The organism is Aquimarina callyspongiae (assembly GCF_034322225.1).
Lineage (GTDB): Bacteria > Bacteroidota > Bacteroidia > Flavobacteriales > Flavobacteriaceae > Aquimarina.
Genome location: NZ_JAXLPA010000003.1, coordinates 1 through 19,201, shown reverse-complemented (window position 1 = coordinate 19,201; position 19,201 = coordinate 1). Strand labels below are relative to the sequence as shown.

Genomic DNA, 19,201 nt, shown 5'->3' with positions numbered 1-19,201 from the left:
AGTTTAATTAATTCAGGGATAACATAAAAAACTCACTTGAAAAATACCTTTGCTCAAAAGAATTAGACTAAGACTGTAGAAAATACAGTTTCGTATAGTTAATTTTATTTTATAAAAGGGGATTAAAAAACGCAACCAATTTGGTTGCGTTTTTTTGTATAAAATAATTTTATAAGAAAGCTATTCTGCTACTTCTACAATAAGACTATCTTCAGTCTTAGTAACTTTAGTTAAACCAAGTTTAGAAAGCCCTTTCATTCCTTTATCCCAGGCTTTGTTACTTAACCCAACTGCGGTTTTAAGATCTGCAAGAGCGATGCTTTTTTCCTTTTTTAGAATATCAAAAATTGCCTTTTCATTATCATTAAGCTCAATTTGTTTTTTCTCAGGCCTCATTTGAGGGAAGAATAATACTTCTTGTATGGATTGATTATTTGTTAAATACATAATTAATCGATCCATACCGATTCCCATACCAGATGTAGGAGGCATCCCATATTCTAAGGCTCTTACAAAGTCATCATCAATAAACATAGCTTCATCATCTCCTTTTTCACTAAGTTTTAATTGATCTTCAAAACGTTCTCTTTGATCGATAGGATCGTTGAGTTCTGAGTATGCATTGGCAATTTCTTTACCACAAACCATTAGTTCAAAACGCTCAGTAAGTTCAGGGTTCTCTCTATGTTCTTTACATAAAGGACTCATTTCTTTAGGATAATCGGTAATAAATGTTGGTTGGATATAATTACCTTCACACTTTTCACCAAAGATCTCATCAATCAATTTTCCTTTACCCATGGTTTCATCAACTTCAACACCCATAGATTTGGCAGCTTCTCTTATCTCATCTTCAGTTTTACCGGTAATATCAAAACCAGTAAAATGTTTGATAGAATCTGCCATAGTAACTCTGGCATAAGGAGCTTTAAAATCGATTTCGTGATTGTCAAAAGTAGCTTTTGTTGTTCCGTTTACGGCAATAGCACAATATTCCAGCAATTGCTCGCAAAAATCCATCATCCAATTATAATCTTTATACGACACATAGATTTCCATCGCGGTAAATTCGGGATTATGGGTGCGATCCATTCCTTCGTTTCTGAAGTTTTTAGAAAACTCATATACTCCATCAAATCCACCAACAATAAGTCTTTTTAAATATAACTCGTTTGCAATTCTCATATATAATGGAATATCCAAAGAGTTATGATGCGTGGTGAATGGACGTGCTGCCGCTCCTCCAGGAATCGGTTGTAATATTGGTGTTTCTACCTCAAAATATCCACGATCATTAAAAAACTCACGCATTGCATTAAAAAGCTTTGTTCTTTTTACAAAAACTTCTTTTACGTGTGGATTTACCACTAGATCAGCATAACGTTGACGATAGCGTAATTCTGGATCATTAAATTCATCAAAAGTATTACCATCTTTATCTGTTTTAGGTAGAGGAAGAGGTTTTAAGGATTTACTCAATAAAGTAAAGTCTTTAACCATAACTGTTTTCTCTCCTACCTTAGTAGTAAAAAGCTCACCTTCAACTCCAATAAAATCACCGATATCCAGTAATTTTTTATATACATTATTATACTTAGATTTATCTTCTCCAGTACAAATTTCATCCCTGTTAAAATAGACTTGTATGCGACCATCTGCATCCTGCAATTCAGCAAAAGAAGCAGAACCTTGAATACGTCTTGACATTAATCTACCAGCGATAATAACTTTTTTCCCTTCACCAAACTCCTGTTTTATCTTCTTAGAAGTATGATCTACCGGAAATAAAGCAGCCGGATATGGGTTGATCCCCAGATTACGTAAAGCGTTTAATTTTTCTCTTCTTACTAATTCTTGTTCTGATAATTGCATAATTCTGCCATTTTAAAGGCACAAAAGTAGAGTATTTAGAGAATTTAAGGAAAAAGTCTTTTGAAAACTTTTATTCAATGTTTAAAGAATTATTTAATTCTTGAATTTTGATTTCGATTTCTTCATTTTTGGAAATTTTCAAGGATCTTTCATAAGATTCAATAGCTTCTTTTATGTTGTTCATCTGTAGGTGTTTATTAGCTAGACTTATGAAAGTATTTGGTTCATTAGAAAATAATTCAGTATTTAATTTTAGTACAGCCAAGGCTTCTTCTTTTTTATCCGAAAAAAATAAAACGTTGGCATATGTATTTAGCTCGTAAAGACTTTTGGTTTTATTTTTTAATTGAGAGATTATCTTTTTATTTTTTTTGTAGATATAATCAATCCCTTTTTCTTTAAGAAGTTCATCTATTAGAACTACAGATTGATATTTTGGAGAATAGTTGCCTGATATAATGTCTAAAATATCTTCTTCAAGAGTTTTTTTTGGAGACTCTACAATTCTATTAACTTCTTTACCATCTTTATAAAAAATAAAAGTGGGTACTCTATGTATATTTAAACCTTCGTGTTCTCCTCCTGGACTTTGTTTGTATTGAGTTCTTTGATTGTTTACAGCAATTGTAGTTATCCGATTTAAAGAAAAGTCAGCTTCTTCTAATATTTTATAAAAACGAGGTACTTCTCTTTTGCTATCTCCACACCAGGTGCCCATAAATATGGTAACAGTGTATTGAGATAATTGATTTTGTATAGAATCAACTGTACTTTTTTTTGGAGTGTATTCGGTTTGATTGGTTAAAAACCATTGATTATAAGGTTCAGAAGATAAAGCCTGTTTATTGATTTTACCTAAAAGGTGAGGAGACGACTTACCTTCCTGTTTTATTTCCTGATTAAAAGATTGAGCAGTTAGTTGAGTTAACGAAGTAATGAAAAATATAATAAAAAGTGTATTTTTTTTCATAATCAAAATGTTTAGAATAGAGGAGAATCATAAGTTCAATCACAAATTATCGAACGTATGATTCTCTATATGGTTTGTTATTTGTATAGGTGTTATTTGCTTATTGGAGCACCGTTTTGAGTAGGTTTAACTTTAGGAGCTACCATAGCTTTAACCTTAAGAATTTCTCTACCACTTTCTGTATTGGCAGTTATTGTAACCTGTTTGTTTTGCAGGTTAGGTTTGCCATTAGAATTAAAAACAACTAAAAATTCTCCGGATGCTCCAGGAGCAATAGGATCCTTTGGCCATTTAGGAACGGTACAACCGCAACTACCTTTTGCACTTATGATAACAAGAGGAGCTTTACCTGTGTTAGTAAAAGTAAAAGTATGTTCTACAACATCCCCTTCATTAATAGTTCCAAAGTCATGATTTGTTTCGGTAAATGTCATTACTGGTAGATCTTTTGCTTTTTCATCTCGTTTTGCAGCCATCTCTACATTTTCAGATTTAATTTTTCCGGAGGCATTGGTGCAAGACGTTGAGGTAATCATAACAACTCCTGCAAGGATTAAAATTCCTTTTTTCATTTTTTTTGAATTTTTAGGTTATTAAAATAATGATTTGGTTAGCGAAATTTTCTGTAGAGATATCTACAAGATTCACTAAAAAAGTATTCTCAAAATTGAAGATTTGATAGTTGAAAACCGATAAAAAGTGGTTGGAAAAAAGGACTAGACCTAGGTGGAAATTTTTGTTACCTGTTGTTATATAGAGATTTAACTTCGTCTCTCGAACTTACGTTTAATTTTTTATACAGGTTGTTAATGTGAGTCTTTACAGTACTAATACTTACAAAAATAGAAGAAGCGATCTCTTTATTGGTTTTATCTGCTAATATAAGATTCAGAATTTTTTGTTCCTGTTGTGTAAGTTTTTTTTCTAAAGAAATATTAGATGATTTTTTCTTTTTTCGATGTTTTGAAAATTGAAAAATATTAAGAAATAATGAAAGAAGTAATATTGATATAATAGCCCAAAACCATAAAGAACCAGTTATTCCTTTTTTAGGATCGATCAAAAATTTGTCTGAATCCAGTTCTTGCTGATATTGTTTTAGATATGAGCTATTGGGATACTTTTTTTGTAACCTTGTTAATAATTGATCATAATATTCAGTTTTTTTTAAATCCTTTAGATAATGCTGATATAATTCATTGGATTTATCAGATAAAAAAGAATAGATATACAATTCTGCTAATGGTTCATTAAGCTCTTCTCCAAATTGTTGTAGTTTTGTTAACCATCTGGCGGCATTGATTTTCCTATTTGTTTGACTACGATAATTTCCGAAAACAAACTGCATTTCTTCGATAATAGAATCTATTCTTATAAATGCATTACTCTTTTCGTTACCAGAAACTATTTTGCAAAACATTTCTCGATCAAATGAAAACGGTAAAGAAATTGTATCAGAACGATTAGCGATAAAAAGAACTTCTTTGCTGTCCGGACAAAAACCATTAAAATGAATACTACTTTCATTTTTTTCAAAACATTCATGTACCTGTATCCTATAGATATGATTTTCTATTGGTAGTTGATCTCCTTTAAAGGAAAAGTAACCTGTTGAGTCAGAAGTGACTTTCTGAATAATTTGTTCAGGATAGATGCCGGATATTTTTCTATAATCTTCAACAAGAGATAGATATATGTCTTCTGATGAGTTTTGGGTATCAACATAGCCTGTAAACTCATGTTGTGCAAAACCAACATGAGAGGATATGATAAAAATACCAAAAAACAGAATAAATAATCGTTTCATGTCTGAAAGAAACCAGAAATATAGAGATTAATTTTATAACATTGTAACGTAATGAAAATTAGAGCTACCTATAAGTATAACATTTAATATATTTACAAAGATTTATGAGCATTTGGAGAGTTTTATTAGCTATTTTTTTTCCACCTCTTTCAATATTGGATAAAGGGTGTGGTTCTGTACTAATCGTATTATTACTAACAATTTGTGGCTGGGTACCTGGTGTCATAGCTGCGTTAGTAATTTTAAACAACCCGAATAAATAATATTTTAAATGATATATCTTTTATGAGAAATTTTTATACCTGTCTGAAATTCGTATTCCTGTCAATTATTTTTATTGGTTGTCAGTTTTCTGAAGATTTACATCTTAAAGAAGATGGAAGCGGAAAAATATCAATCAATTTTGATGGTTCTGAGCTAATGCAGATTGGTGGAGATAAAATGTCTGAAGGCAAAGAAGAAATTATTGATTCTTTGATCGTTTTTAAAGATTTTCTCGAAGAACATAAAGATAGCATTGCTCAATTATCCGAGGTTGAGCAAGAGAAATTAAAGAGATTAGAAAATTTCAAGATGCATATGCTTATGAATACGCAATCAAAAGAAATGAAATTTGATATGTATACAGAGTTTAAAAATGTATCAGAGCTTGGAGATTTATTTAATGATTTTAAAACCGCTAGTGCTGTAGGTAATAAAGATAAAGGTCAAGCTTCTCAAGGAGCTAATCCTATTTCGTTATCTTCTTCAGAGGTAGAAGGTTCAAAGGTTTTTTATTCTTTTGAAAAAAATAAGTTTAAGAGGGTGACAGAGATTTTGGATGAAAAGGAACTTAAAAAAAACCTGGATAGTTTGGAGCAAATGAAAATGTTCTTAGCTAGCTCTAAGTATAAATTGAATTATCATTTTCCTAGAAAAATAAAAAAGATTTCTTCAGAGAGAGCAATGTTTAGCCAGGATGGAAAAAGTTTTGTTCTTGAAGTTGGGTTTCTTGAATATATGGAGAATCCTAAAATACTGGATGTAGAAGTCGAATTAGAAAAATAACAAGAAAGTAGCTACTAAGCTACTTTTTTTATCTCGTATCTTTGCAGTGATGAATAAGAAGATCGACGTACAAGAATTAGGTTTTAAAGATTATAAAGAAACCTGGGATTATCAGGAAAAGCTATTTAAAGAGATTTTAGATATTAAGATCAAAAATCGCAGAGAAGAAGCTGGATTATCAACTCCTAATTATTTACTTTTTGTAGAACATCCGCATGTATATACACTGGGAAAAAGTGGAGATATAAGTAACTTACTGTTAAACGAAGAGCAACTAAATCAAAAAGGAGCATCTTTTTATAAGATAAACAGGGGAGGAGATATTACTTATCATGGACCAGGTCAGATTGTGGGATATCCAATTTTGGATCTGGATAATTTTTTTACCGATATACATAAATACCTTCGTTTTCTAGAAGAAATGGTGATTTTGACATTGGCAGAATATGGTATAAATGCTGGAAGGAGTGATGGAGAGACTGGAGTATGGTTAGATAAAGGGACTCCTTTTGCTCGTAAAATTTGTGCAATGGGTGTTCGTGCAAGTCGTTGGGTAACCATGCACGGATTCGCGTTTAACGTTAATGCAGATTTAGGATATTTTGATAATATTATTCCTTGCGGAATTAATGATAAAGCCGTTACATCTCTTAATGTAGAACTGGGAGTAGAAAAAGTAAATGAAGACGAGGTTAAAGAGAAAATGCTAAAACACTTCAAGGTTCTATTTGAAGCTGAATTGATAAGATAAAAAAAGCGACGCATTTCCCAATGCGCCGCTTTTAGGTATATGATATAATTTTTACTAAAAAAGATTATTCTTGAATAAACTGCATAGATTTATATTTACCTTTATTTCCTATACTTAGTTTAAGTATATACATTCCTGAAGGTAATGAGCTTGTATTAATAGCTTTTTCTGATACTTCTCCTTTTAATACAGTTCTTCCAAGCATATCGACAACTTCATATTGCGAATTTTCTTTAGAAACAATTACATTAAGAGTTCTGTCTTTACCAACTGGATTCGGAAATGCAGAAATCTGAGGTTGTTCAGTTGTAACTACATTATCGATCGTAGAACTTCTAACCGAGCTACCAATTGTAAAAGTAGTTGATTCTGTTGTTCCAAAAGATCCTCCAGAAGCAAGTGTATTTCCTTCTAGGGTTAATGTATAGGATCCTTGTCCATAGTTACAACAAATTCCATCCCCATAACTATCATTAAAAGTTAAGGTATATGTTCCTGGGTCTAAACATTCAGTAAGGGTAATTGATGATCCATCTGGTTGAGAAGGATATGTTCCTCCAGAAGCAACCACTTGATTATTACTGTCAGTAATTTGCCAGCTTGTCTCTTCTGGATAATTATCAAAAGTAATCGCTAATTGAATATCTTTACAAGTGGTTGATCCACCACCATCACTTACACTGATATCATCAATTGCCATATCACCTCTCCAGGTATTTCCAGTAATACCATTAAAACGTAATTGAACACTAGATCCAATATATGCAATTAGATCTATTGTAGCTGATTGCCATGAGTTACCTTGATTTCCAGACTTAGACCAGATACTAGTCCAATTAGTACCATTATCTGTACTGGCTTCTAAGGTTAAACTACCCATAGTAGAAGCACCATACATGTGGTACTTAAAAGTTATGTTTGCAGATGTTAATGTACTTAGATCAAAACAAGGAGAGTTTAAAATTGCTCTTTTTGATGGGTAATTAGGAGAAGAGGATTCCATGTATACATAATAAGTTCCTTCGGATGCGCTGGATGGTCCCGTATTTCTTGATGGTGTTCCATTGGCATCTACTGACCAATCAAAATCATCTCCAGATCCTTGTGACCATGCTCCCAAAGTATTTTCAAACCCTTCGGTATATGGATATGATGAAATTCCTCCAGTACAATTACCACCTGAGGTTTGTGTGGTTATAGTAACAATATTACTGGCAGCAGATTCATTGCCTGCGGCATCTTTAGCCTTAACACTAAAATCATATGCAGTATTAGCTGTTAATCCAGTAGCTTGATATGAGGTCGTAGCAACCGTTGTTATTACTGTATTGTCTCTATATACATCATATCCAGTTACTCCTACATTATCGGTAGAGGCATTCCAGTTAAGATCTACGCTGTTAGAAGTGATATTTGAAGCAGCTAGAGCCGTAGGAGCTGTAGGAGCTTGAGTATCTGTTTGTGACAATGTTGTGACGTTAACAGTATTACTGGCAGTAGATTCGTTGCCTGCAGCATCTTTAGCCTTAATGCTAAAATCATATGCAGTACTAGCTGTTAATCCAGTAACTTGATATGAGGTCGTAGTAACCGTTGTTATAACTGTATTGTCTCTATAAACATCGTATCCGGTTACTCCTACATTATCGGTAGAAGCATTCCAGTTAAGATCTACGCTATTAGAGGTAATATTTGAAGCAGCCAGAGCTGAAGGAGCTGTAGGCGCTTGTGTGTCTCCACTACCTTGAGTAATCTCAAAATTTGTATTAGAAATATCATAAAAAATATTTCCTGACCCTCTAACCATTATTCTGTTTTGAGAACCCACTTGGTTTGGAACTGTAATGGTATGAGAACCGTCATTAGCGACTCCTGTTGCTATAGTAACGGGATATGTGTTCCCTCCATTAGTAGATAATAGAATGTCTACATTGGCAGCATTGATACCGTTACCTGTAGTTCCAGCTACATCCCATGTAACTGTTTGAGATGAACCAGATGGCCAGCTCACATTAGTATTAGGAACATTTACTACAAAAGGGCCAGCATTACCAGCAACAGAGATTTGCGTATTATCACTGGCAGAACCTCCTCCTCCAGGAGCATTATCTCTTACCGTTAATCTAAAATTCATGGTTCTACTTACAGAAGGTACTACTTCCCATGTAGATGATGTCTGACCACCAATAACGGTAGATAAAGCGGGCATGTATCGATCAGAAGAAGCTGTAGGTGTTAATGACCTAAATGCAGGACCATTTGTTGAAGTAGCAGATGGAGGCATTGTAGCAGGTTGCGCATCCATTTGCTCCCAACAATAGGTAAGAGAATCTCCAGAATTGGTATCACTACCATTACCTTTTAATACAAAAGGAGTAGAAGCAGGAACTGTATAATTAGGACCTGCATCGGCAGTAGGAGCAGCATTATTAGTATTGCTTTGAGAACCACAAGTACCACTCCCTTGAGAAATGTTTTGCCACATTTCCTGGATACTTATAGCATGAAAGTATGCATCACTATTGTTTTGAACATTTGGAGAGCAAATTCCTGCATATCCCATTATGGTTGAGGCACTTCCTGGTTCAACCGAAGCATTTGATCTTTGACAACTATTATTTTGAGTGTGGTTACCACCATATTGATGTCCCATTTCATGAGCAACATAATCTACATCATAACTATCACCAATAGGGCTTCCGCTACCAGTGATACCTCTGGCTTTAGAACTCGTACAAGGAGATCTAAGTTGTGCTAAACCACCACCACCAGTACTAAAAGCATGTCCAATGTCATAATTGTTAAATCCGATAAAATTATCACAAACAGTCTGACTTTCATTAATTAATGCACCTGCATTATTATTACTAAGGTTGTCGGTATTAGCATTAAGGAAAATGATGTCAGTATTGTTATTAACAAGTACCATAGTTAGTGCTAAATCTTTTTCAAAAATCCCATTTACCCTGGTCATTGTTGTATTTACTGCAGAAAGAACTGCTGCTTTTTTTACCTGATCAGAGGCGCCAGAACTGATTCCTTGATTGTTTAAATGAAACTGAGAGTATTCTCCGGTACAAGCAATAGCTAATCTGAATGTCCTGAGTTTACCGTCATTTGCATTTCTAACAGAAGTAGAACCTTGTTCAGAAATATTGGATTTAACGCTTTCTTCTACTAAGCACTCAAAACTATTAGGATCAGCTGGCAAATCTGCTTTTGAATAAGAAATGTAACTCTGCTTGTCTTTGGTAAATGGATCAATATAAATAGTACCGTGATTACCAGAAGATATCATAGCATGCAATCCTATATTGGAAATACTAAATCTCGCAGTAGAAGTAGGATCATCTATTCCATAACCTACATATGATTTAATATCTGGAAACTTTTTTGCCAATTCATCTGCAAGGACAGAAGCTTCTAAAATCTTAAATTTTTTAAGAATTCCTTTTTCGGTAGGAAGTTCAATGATAATATTAGAACTTTTCTGTTGTGTTCTTGAAGGAGTGCTTTCAAGAATAGATTTGAGTTGTTGAGTGTTTAAATCAAATAATTGAAATTTGGTCGGATTGGTTTTTCTAAACTCCTTAGGTTTTGTCTGAGTTTTGTTAGGTGATATGGGAGTCCATACCTGTGCATTTATGCTAATACTCGTAGTTAAAAAGGCGAGTAAGAGCATTTTTTTAAAGATGCTTGTTTTCATAATTGAGTTAGTTTGTGTATAAGTTGTAAAATTTATATCATATGCGATTACAACTCTCAATAAAGGGCTTTAGTGTTTGTGTAATTAGCTTTAACACAAAGTGTTAAATAATTTTATGTTTTTCTTAATAAAATGTTAATTAAGTGTTGAGGAATTCACTTTTGCATAGTATGGAGAAACAAGAATATGACCGGTTTTATAAATAGAGCCATACATTTAAGTGTCTTCAAGATTTTGAGAAAACTTGATTGGTTATTTTAAAAAATGTTACTTTGTTCATAGAGTTTATGCTGACTCATTTTGATAAATAAATGTGGTGTTAAGATCATTACTAATAAATACTAAATAGAAATTGAATATTATAAAAGCGAATACAACGCACTATAATCAAATTTGGGAAATATTCTCAAAAGTAATTCGGTCTGGAGATACTTATGTTTTTGATCCAGAAACTCCTAAAAAGGAACTTGAAAAGCATTGGTTTTCTGATTATATGGAAACCTTTGTAATAGAGGAAAACAAACAGATTTTGGGCACGTACATTATTAAACCAAATCAAATTGACTTAGGGAGTCATATTGCTAATTGTAGTTATATGGTTAGTCCTGAAGCTCAAGGAAAGGGAATAGGGAAAAAACTTTGTGAACACTCTATTCAATTTGCAAAAGAACAAGGATATAAAGCCATCCAATTTAATATTGTAGTCAGTACTAATGAACCTGCTGTCCGTTTATGGAAAAAATATGGGTTTAGAATAATCGGGACTACTCCCAAAGGATTTAAACATAAAGAACTTGGCTTCGTAGATACTTATATTATGTACAAAGAGCTTTAAAGCTTAATTCTTCAGAGAAATTAGTTTCAGTTATTTAGAGAAATAGAAAGATTAATTAATCTGATAAATAAGAATTCCATTTTCTTCTCCTTGAACGGCAAACTCCAAATTGGGATCTTTATCCATATTACCTAAGCTCATAACAGAATTACCATAGACCGGAAAATTAGGAAACAACTCAGCATTGCTATCATATAAATATACTTTTTTGGACTGAACATCTGTAACCGAAATGTAAATCTTATTATTGATATAAAACAACTTAGGTTCTGTGTAAACCCCAAAATCCAACTCAAGTGTTTTTCCTTTTATTGTGAGTTTATTCTCTGATAACGTAACTAAGGTTTTATTAGTAGAGACTATGTGATTGTTTTCATTAAGTCCCAGGTTTTTGGTAGTAACATTTCCATCTGATAGTATTTGTACCAGATTACCATCTTTTGTAGTAGAAGTAAATTTATCTTCATAAGAGTACCATTCATTCTTAGAGAAATCCACTTTACTTTTTACATTAACACGAGTTCTTCCTAATCGATCAAGAATATTAAGTTTTCCATTTTCTTCGGATAATAAAATATGATCTTTGGTTCCGATTCGGATATGTTTTGGAGAAAGTAACAAGTCAGTTTCCGTTTCAGAAAAACCAAAACCGGTCACAATACCCCCTTCTGCATTATACATTTTTACCTTATTACCTTGAGTGGTCAAAATACGGTAGCGTTTATTTTTATCATAATCAAATAAAGCTACAGGTTGCGTTAAGGGCTCATCAAATTTCTTTGGATATGGATTAACAGTATTTCCATCACGATCTAAAAGGTATAAGGTATTTGCTGTATTGAATAAAAGCTGATATCTGCCATTTTTATAAATATCAATTTGTTGGATGTCGCCTAAAATAGCTCCGTCTAATTGTTTTTTCCAAAAAATGGTTCCTTTGTCAGAGATCAGGTATAGATTGTTTTCAATATCCTGAACCGCAACATCCATACCTTTACTTCTATGGTTTTTTACTAAAATTGGCTGATTAAGTATTTTGTTTTCAAGAGTAGTAGAGGCTGTTTGAGTTACAGAGGTAGCAGCACCTTTAGCAATATTCTTTTGAAAAGCACCGTGGATATGTGCAAAATCATTTTCCTTAACAATTTGCAGTACTGCCGTTTGATACCCTTTATGATTTAGGTCACTCCACTGTTTTTGATATTCTTCTTCGGTGTTTTTAGAAATATATTTTTTAAGACTTTGAGTTGATCCTACTAATAATATAGAAGCTTCATCAGATAATTTCTCGGTAGTTTTTTTATAATATTCTTGTTCATATAATAACGTCTTGTTAAGAATATTAGAGATAATAGTTTCCAAAGATTTTTTAGTACTTCCAAAAATAATAAACTCGCCATACGAGATATAAAATTTTGCATCAAAACCTTTAATTAAAGGATTTAAAACACCTGAAAAAGTAATTGGATTATCATAACTATATATTGGGATATCTCTATAGGTTCCGGCTGGTGATCCCTGTAAACTCTCTTCGGTAGTTTCTGGATCCAGAGCTGTTAGAATAAATACATTTTCTTGTTCAAGGAATATAGTTCCGATCTCAGAAACACCAGATAAAATATCATCTAATTCATTAGGAATATCTCTTAATTCACGTTCTTGTGCAGGTGCCAGATTTCTTTTTAAGACATTAAAGTCATCATAGGTATAAGAAATAAAACCTTGTGCTGTAATAGGTGTAATTCTGGCTATACGATTTTCTTGAGCTAGTGTGTTATCAAAAATTCCTATCGTACTGGTTAAAGAGTCCTTTTCTATAGCGATCCCATCGATATAAATGGCATTTTGATCTATAGTAGTATCAACTGAAGCCCAACCACTAAAATTTGATAAACCCGTTAATTGCACTTCCGGAAAGAAAGAATCGTGAATACTCCCTAATTTTTTACCATTAAATAAAATTGAAAATGCATTTTCCAACCCAGAAACCTCGTAGGCTTTTTTTAAATCTTTACTGGCAGGAATGTTGTTTTTTTGCTCACGGATAATATTTTCTATTAATAACTGTGAAGAAGAGGTAATGAGTATACTATCATTTCTCGTGGCAAAAAAAGTATTTTCTTTAAAGCTGACTTTATGAATTGTTTTTTCAGAATAATTGATTGTTTCGATTTTCTTTTGACTAAGAGAGTCCGCCTTTATAAGCTGTGGATCAAATTTTGAAACATAGGTGTACCCAAAATTATTTTTTCCGACTGGCGAAAAGCATAATAAACCATTGGGTTTATTAATTTCTTTTAAGATGGGTAATTCCTTAAAATAATTAAACAAAGCAATTGAGTTATTGTTTTTTATAAAATTATTGTCCCGCAATATATTTCTAGTCTGCTCTAAATCATTGATTTTGATTATGATTTGTGCATCTTGAGGGATGTAGTCTATTAAAGAATTTGATGTTTTTATCGAAGTATTACAAGCTAAAAAAATGATGGATAGTAGAACTACAACTATTTTTTTCATTATACAGATGATTTGTTTTTTCTTTTGAAACGAGAAATATAAGTGCTCCTCAGGGATCAAAGATACTTATTTGAAATGAGTCATAAAAGATGAGAATTATCTAATAAAATATTGATAGATTAAGAAAAATCAAGGGATAGCTGCTCTGGAAGCAATCTAAAACTTTTTCTGTGATATTTAGTGATGCCATATTTTCTAATGGCTTCTCTGTGTTCTGCTGTAGGATACCCTTTATTTTTTTTCCAATTATACATTGGGAACTCTTGGTGGATTTTTTCCATATATTCATCTCTATATGTTTTTGCAAGTATAGAGGCAGCCGCAATATTTAAGTACTTACCATCTCCTTTGATAACGCAAGTATGAGGGATTTCATTATAAGATTTAAATTTATTTCCATCAACTGCAATATGCTGTGGTTGAGGTGTTAATTGAGCTATAGATTTTTGCATCGCAAGGATAGAAGCATTCAGAATATTGATCTTGTCGATCTCATCCATAAAAATATGTGTAACACCAAAGGTGATAGAGCAGTCTTCTAATAGAGGTCGTAAAGAATTTCGCTTAGCTTCACTAAGTTGTTTAGAATCATTTAAGATCTCATTACTGAAATTATCCGGAAGAATAATGGCAGCAGCAGTAACAGGCCCTGCGAGACAGCCTCGACCCGCTTCATCAGTACCACACTCTATGAGGTTGGGATGTAATTTTAATTTAAGCATGATACGAATATACTGTATGTATAGAATATCAAAAAAACTATTTTTTTAAATCATAAAAAAACTAAATAGTAAACAAACAATTAGTGGTGTTCACTTTCGTTAAAAAAGTATATTTTTGCCACAGTTTAGCAAACACATGAAAAAAAGCGTAGTATTTATAATCATACTTCTGATCGGTGCGATGGCTTCAGCTCAGGAATTAGGGCGACGAGTTCCAAAAAAGGAGAAAAATGAGGAAGAAGGTTCTTTTAGAGGTGATAATCCTTTAAATAATAGTTCTTCTTTGAGAGGAGTAAAAGATAAAAAGGATAAACCACCGGTAACTGATTATAAAATTATTAGTTTCAAGAATGATACAACCTATGTAGATACTACATTAACGATCCAAAAAGACTATCGATTCAATTACTTGCGTAGGGATGATTTTGAAATCGCTCCTGTTAATAATGTAGGGCAAACACATATAAGTCTTGCTAAGGTTGAAGAACCAAATCACTTATTACCACTTTTTGGAGCTAGGGCACGACATTTCAATTTTCTTGAAGCAGAGGATATTAATTACTATAGCGTTCCTACTCCGTTAACTGAGTTGTATTTCAAAACAACTTTTGAACAAGGTCAGCAGCTGGATGCGTTTATTACAATAAATACATCTCCAAGACTCAATCTTTCAATAGCTTATAAAGGAATTAGATCGCTTGGTAAATATCAACATGCTTTAACAAGTAGTGGTAATTTTAGGGCGACAGCAAGCTATTTTACAAAAAACAATAGATATCATTTAAAAACACATTTTGTCTCACAAGATTTGTTAAATGAAGAAAACGGTGGGTTGTCTGAGCAAGGAGTAAACGAATATCTAGGTAGAAATATACCGGCAGGAACAGAAGATGAGTTTGCTGATAGAGGGTCAATCACTGTTAATTTTGAAAATGCAGAAAGTATTCTTCTGGGCAAAAGATTTTATCTGGATCATAGCTATGAGCTTATACAAAAAACAGATAGTACTACTACAGGATTATCTATAGGGCATATTATGGATTTGACCGATAAATCTTTTCAATATGATCAAACAACAGTAGCTCCTAATAATTTATTCGGAGAAGCGTATTCTTCAGGAGTTATACAAGATAAAGCAGCTTTAGAAGATTTTACTAATCAATTATATCTTGATTTTTCTAACAAATGGTTAGGGTCATTAAGAGTTAAAGGAGGAAGTTCTAATTATAATTATGGATATAACTCTGTTATTACACTTGGTCAAGCAGGGAGTCAAACTAATATTACTAATCGTCTCGAAGGAGATATTTATTTTGTTGGAGGAGAATACAAAAATAACTACAAAGGATTTCAGCTTTTTGCAGATGGGATGACTATTTTATCAGGAGATTTTGATGGTAATTACGTCAATGCTGGAGCAGGTTATGATCTTAATGATAAATATGGAGCAAGTATTAAAATTAGTACTAGTTCAGTTGCTCCTAATTATAATTTCTTACTATATCAAAGTGACTATATTAATTATAATTGGCAGAATTACAACAATTCTGTAGAAACAGATAATTTTTCTAATATAGAAACTCAGAAAATTCAACTTACTCTTAAAGCAAAGAAAATAGCTAATATTGAAGCTAGTTATAGTACTATCGATAACTATACCTATTTTACAAAAAATACAGATTCAATAACATTACCAGAACAATTTGATGGAAGTGTTAATTTGTTAAAAGTAAAGTTAACCCAAGGACTTACCTTTGGTAAATTTGGACTTGATAATACCATTATGTATCAGAATGTCTCTGAAGGAGAAAATGTATATAGAGTTCCGGAAATAGTTACCAGAAATAGTTTGTATTACCAGGATCATTGGTTTAAAAAAGCACTGTTTTTACAAACCGGAGTAACTTTTAAATACTATTCGGAGTATGATGCCGATGGATATGATCCTGTTTTGTCAGAGTTTTATGTTCAGAGCCCTGAAGAAATAGCATATTTTGATCAAGAAAGTACTAAGCAAACCTTTGGAGGTTTCCCTCAATTTGATATATTCTTTAATGCAAAGATCAAACAAACAAGAATCTTTTTTAAAGTAGAAAACTTTGGTGAAGCTTTTATGCAGAATAATGAATTTGCTGCACCAGGATATGCTCCTCGTGATGCGGTAATTCGATTTGGTTTAGTATGGAATTTCTTCCTCTAAGAAAAAATAAAGGATCTTTTATAGAGTAATGTAAAGAAGAGTATGATATTTTAGATAGAATTATCATAAGAAGTATTCGCTAGATCTACTAGAGTTAATTACATGCCTATTGTCATCATTAAAATGTATCTTTGGTGAATGTCAAAACTTCTCAAGAATTTTAGATAAAATTATAATGAGTACTGCCAAAAAAAGAAATACATCTATACTAGGAACTCAAGAATTTACGGGTATTAAAATTACAGAACCGGCAAACTATGCAGCTGGAATTCCAGCCGTTAAAGTAGCATTACAACATGCATTTAAAGAAATGGGAGTTGTAAAATCTTTGAGTACGTTATCACACATGAATCAAAAAGAAGGATTTGATTGTCCGGGTTGTGCCTGGCCAGATCCAGATAAACCTTCAAAATTAGGTGAGTACTGTGAAAATGGAGTAAAAGCATTAGCAGAAGAAGCGACAAACAAAAGAGTAGACAAAGAGTTTTTTGCTAGATATTCTGTAGAAGAATTATCGCAATGGTCAGATTATCAAATAGGGAAAAGCGGAAGACTTACAGAACCTATGGTAATGACTCCTGATAGCGTACATTATAAACCTATTTCCTGGGAAGATGCTTATACGCTTATAGCAAAAAACTTACAAAAATTAGATACTCCGGATGAAGGAGTTTTTTATACTTCAGGAAGATCCAGTAATGAAGCAGCATTTTTATATGGATTATTTATAAGAGCCTTTGGAACCAACAATATGCCAGATTGTTCAAACATGTGTCATGAATCTAGTGGTGTGGCATTAAGTGAAACTTTGGGTATAGGAAAAGGTTCGGTAAAACTTGAAGACTTTGATAAAGCAGAAGTGGTTATTGTTATGGGACAAAACCCAGGTACAAATCACCCTAGAATGCTTTCTGCATTACAAAAATGTAAAGAAAATGGAGGTACTGTAATTAGTATTAATCCATTAGAAGAAGCAGGCTTAGTGAGATTTAAAAACCCTCAAGAAGTAAAAGGAGTACTTTTTTCCGGAACCGCGTTAACAGATCTGCATCTTCAGGTAAGGATAAATCAAGATGTGCCATTGCTAAAATTGATTATCAAAAAACTAGCACGCTTAGATAAGGAGAGAGGAGATGTCTTTGATCATAAATTTTTAGAAGAATATACTCAAGGTTATAAAGAACTACTAACCGATCTGGAAAAATATTCAGAAAAAGAATTGCTGGAGTTATCTGGAGTAGATGAAGTAGAGATAAATAAGACAGTCGAGTTACTAGCGAGTAACGATAAGATTATTGTTTGCTGGGCAATGGGATTGACACAACATAAAAATGGAGTAGAGAATATAAAAGAATGCGTTAATCTATTATTACTTAAAGGTAGTTTAGGAAAACCGGGAGCAGGAACCTGCCCAGTTCGAGGACATAGTAATGTACAAGGAGATAGAACTGTTGGGATTATGCATCACGTTTCTCCTATATTAAATGAATCGATAAAAAAAACGTTCGGATTTGAACCTCCTACCAAAGAAGGTTTGGATACAGTTCATGCAATTGAAGCGATGCATGAAGGAAAAGCTAAAGTTTTTATAGCATTGGGAGGTAATTTTTTGTCAGCAGCTTCAGATACACAATATACTGCAGAGGCATTGCAGAACTGTGATCTCACAGTTAATATTAGCACAAAGCTTAATAGAACTCATTTGATTACAGGTAAAACAGCATTAATTCTACCTACTTTGGGTCGTTCTGAGATGGATGTAAAAGAAGGAACACCTAGATTCTTTACAGTTGAGAATAGTATGGGTAAAGTACATCGATCCAAAGGCCTGTTAAAACCCGCTTCAGGAAACCTAAAAAGCGAACCCGAAATCATAGGGGGTATAGCCGATGCCTATTTTAGAGGAGAACATATTGTAGATTGGAAAAACCTGAGCGAAAATTATGAATTAATAAGAGAAAAGATAGCGTCGGTCTTTAAAGGATTCAATGATTTAACCGATAAATCCAAGGGATCGGGTTTCTATCTACCTAATAATGTCAGAGATTTGGATTTTAGTAAACTTCCAAATCAAAGAGCACAGCTTAGTATTTGTGGCCTGCCAGAGTTTCAATTAAAAGAAAATGATTTCTTATTAATGACAATTCGTTCTCATGATCAGTTTAATACTACTATTTATGGTTTAGATGATCGTTATCGAGGTATATATAATGAAAGAAGAATAGTTTTGATGAATAAGAATGATATGGATAAACATTCTTTAAAAAAACTGGATGTGATTAATTTAATCAGTCTATATGATCAGAAAGAAAGAAAAGCCAATAACTTTTTAGTAATTCCATATAATATTCCAGAAGGAAATCTAGCTTCATATTTCCCAGAGACCAATGTGTTGGTTCCTTATAATCATTATGCAGACAAAAGTCATACACCGATTAGTAAATCTGTTATAGTTCAAATAGAGAAAGTATAGTTTTTTGCAAAATAATTAATGAGTTATATTAATATGTAGGGCACCTAAACAGGTTGAGTTCCTGTTTATCTAGCTATTCGTTATATCTTTTTTTTAAACATAAAAAGGATGTCACTGCTATCTCTGGCGCAAAAAAGCTATTTGTTTTATTAGGGGTTGTTATTTGTTTAGGAGAAATAGATATTTTTTGTGTTTGTAAATTATGGTTTATCAAGGAGTTATAAAAAGGTTAAAAAATACTTTAAAAAAGTTATTGTTAGTTTAATAAATGGTTATATGTTTGCACCCGCAAAACGGA

Annotated in this window: 13 protein-coding genes; 6 read left to right on the top strand and 7 right to left on the bottom strand. The window is 32.6% G+C overall.

Going from position 1 to position 19,201, the window contains the following annotated elements; translation table 11 throughout:
* Window positions 1-180: 180 nt before the first annotated feature.
* The 4 genes from lysS to U0D62_RS12415 form a co-directional block, all read right to left on the bottom strand.
* Window positions 181-1,872 (bottom strand): lysine--tRNA ligase, encoded by a 1,692-nt coding sequence (gene lysS / locus U0D62_RS12430; RefSeq protein ID WP_322287625.1) that lies wholly within the window; start codon window positions 1,870-1,872, stop codon window positions 181-183.
* 70 nt (window positions 1,873-1,942) lie between these two features.
* Entirely contained in the window at window positions 1,943-2,842 is a 900-nt protein-coding gene (locus U0D62_RS12425; protein ID WP_322287624.1) for a thioredoxin family protein, read from the bottom strand.
* Between the two features lie 92 nt (window positions 2,843-2,934).
* Entirely contained in the window at window positions 2,935-3,414 is a 480-nt protein-coding gene (locus tag U0D62_RS12420) for a DUF1573 domain-containing protein (protein ID WP_322287623.1), read from the bottom strand.
* A gap of 167 nt (window positions 3,415-3,581) precedes the next feature.
* A complete protein-coding gene (locus U0D62_RS12415) occupies window positions 3,582-4,649 on the bottom strand; it encodes a helix-turn-helix transcriptional regulator (protein ID WP_322287622.1) in 1,068 nt (355 codons plus the stop codon).
* A 104-nt stretch (window positions 4,650-4,753) separates the two neighbouring features.
* Between U0D62_RS12415 and U0D62_RS12410 the strand changes: the two genes are divergently transcribed.
* From U0D62_RS12410 to lipB, 3 genes are read left to right on the top strand one after another with little or no spacing between them, the layout of a single operon-like run.
* A complete protein-coding gene (locus U0D62_RS12410) occupies window positions 4,754-4,912 on the top strand; it encodes a YqaE/Pmp3 family membrane protein (RefSeq protein ID WP_322287621.1) in 159 nt (52 codons plus the stop codon).
* A gap of 22 nt (window positions 4,913-4,934) precedes the next feature.
* Entirely contained in the window at window positions 4,935-5,696 is a 762-nt protein-coding gene (locus tag U0D62_RS12405) for a hypothetical protein (RefSeq protein WP_322287620.1), read from the top strand.
* 49 nt (window positions 5,697-5,745) lie between these two features.
* Window positions 5,746-6,447: a lipoyl(octanoyl) transferase LipB gene (gene lipB / locus U0D62_RS12400; RefSeq protein WP_322287619.1), complete on the top strand. Its 702-nt coding sequence runs from the start codon at window positions 5,746-5,748 to the stop codon at window positions 6,445-6,447.
* Between the two features lie 64 nt (window positions 6,448-6,511).
* Here lipB and U0D62_RS12395 read toward each other — a convergent pair whose 3' ends face one another.
* Window positions 6,512-10,153, bottom strand: coding sequence for a reprolysin-like metallopeptidase (locus U0D62_RS12395; protein WP_322287618.1), 3,642 nt, complete (start codon window positions 10,151-10,153; stop codon window positions 6,512-6,514).
* A 352-nt stretch (window positions 10,154-10,505) separates the two neighbouring features.
* Between U0D62_RS12395 and U0D62_RS12390 the strand changes: the two genes are divergently transcribed.
* Window positions 10,506-10,988, top strand: a complete 483-nt coding sequence (locus U0D62_RS12390) for a GNAT family N-acetyltransferase (RefSeq protein ID WP_322287617.1) — start codon at window positions 10,506-10,508, stop codon at window positions 10,986-10,988.
* Window positions 10,989-11,039: 51 nt separating this feature from the next.
* Here the strand turns inward: U0D62_RS12390 and U0D62_RS12385 are convergent, their stop codons facing one another.
* Window positions 11,040-13,508: a ribonuclease HII gene (locus tag U0D62_RS12385; RefSeq protein ID WP_322287616.1), complete on the bottom strand. Its 2,469-nt coding sequence runs from the start codon at window positions 13,506-13,508 to the stop codon at window positions 11,040-11,042.
* Window positions 13,509-13,627: 119 nt separating this feature from the next.
* Window positions 13,628-14,230 (bottom strand): ribonuclease HII, encoded by a 603-nt coding sequence (locus U0D62_RS12380; protein WP_322287615.1) that lies wholly within the window; start codon window positions 14,228-14,230, stop codon window positions 13,628-13,630.
* Between the two features lie 136 nt (window positions 14,231-14,366).
* Between U0D62_RS12380 and U0D62_RS12375 the strand changes: the two genes are divergently transcribed.
* Together U0D62_RS12375 and U0D62_RS12370 are read left to right on the top strand one after the other, a co-directional pair.
* Window positions 14,367-16,430 (top strand): putative porin, encoded by a 2,064-nt coding sequence (locus U0D62_RS12375; protein WP_322287614.1) that lies wholly within the window; start codon window positions 14,367-14,369, stop codon window positions 16,428-16,430.
* Window positions 16,431-16,605: 175 nt separating this feature from the next.
* Window positions 16,606-18,903 (top strand): FdhF/YdeP family oxidoreductase, encoded by a 2,298-nt coding sequence (locus U0D62_RS12370; RefSeq protein WP_322287613.1) that lies wholly within the window; start codon window positions 16,606-16,608, stop codon window positions 18,901-18,903.
* Window positions 18,904-19,201: the final 298 nt, after the last annotated feature.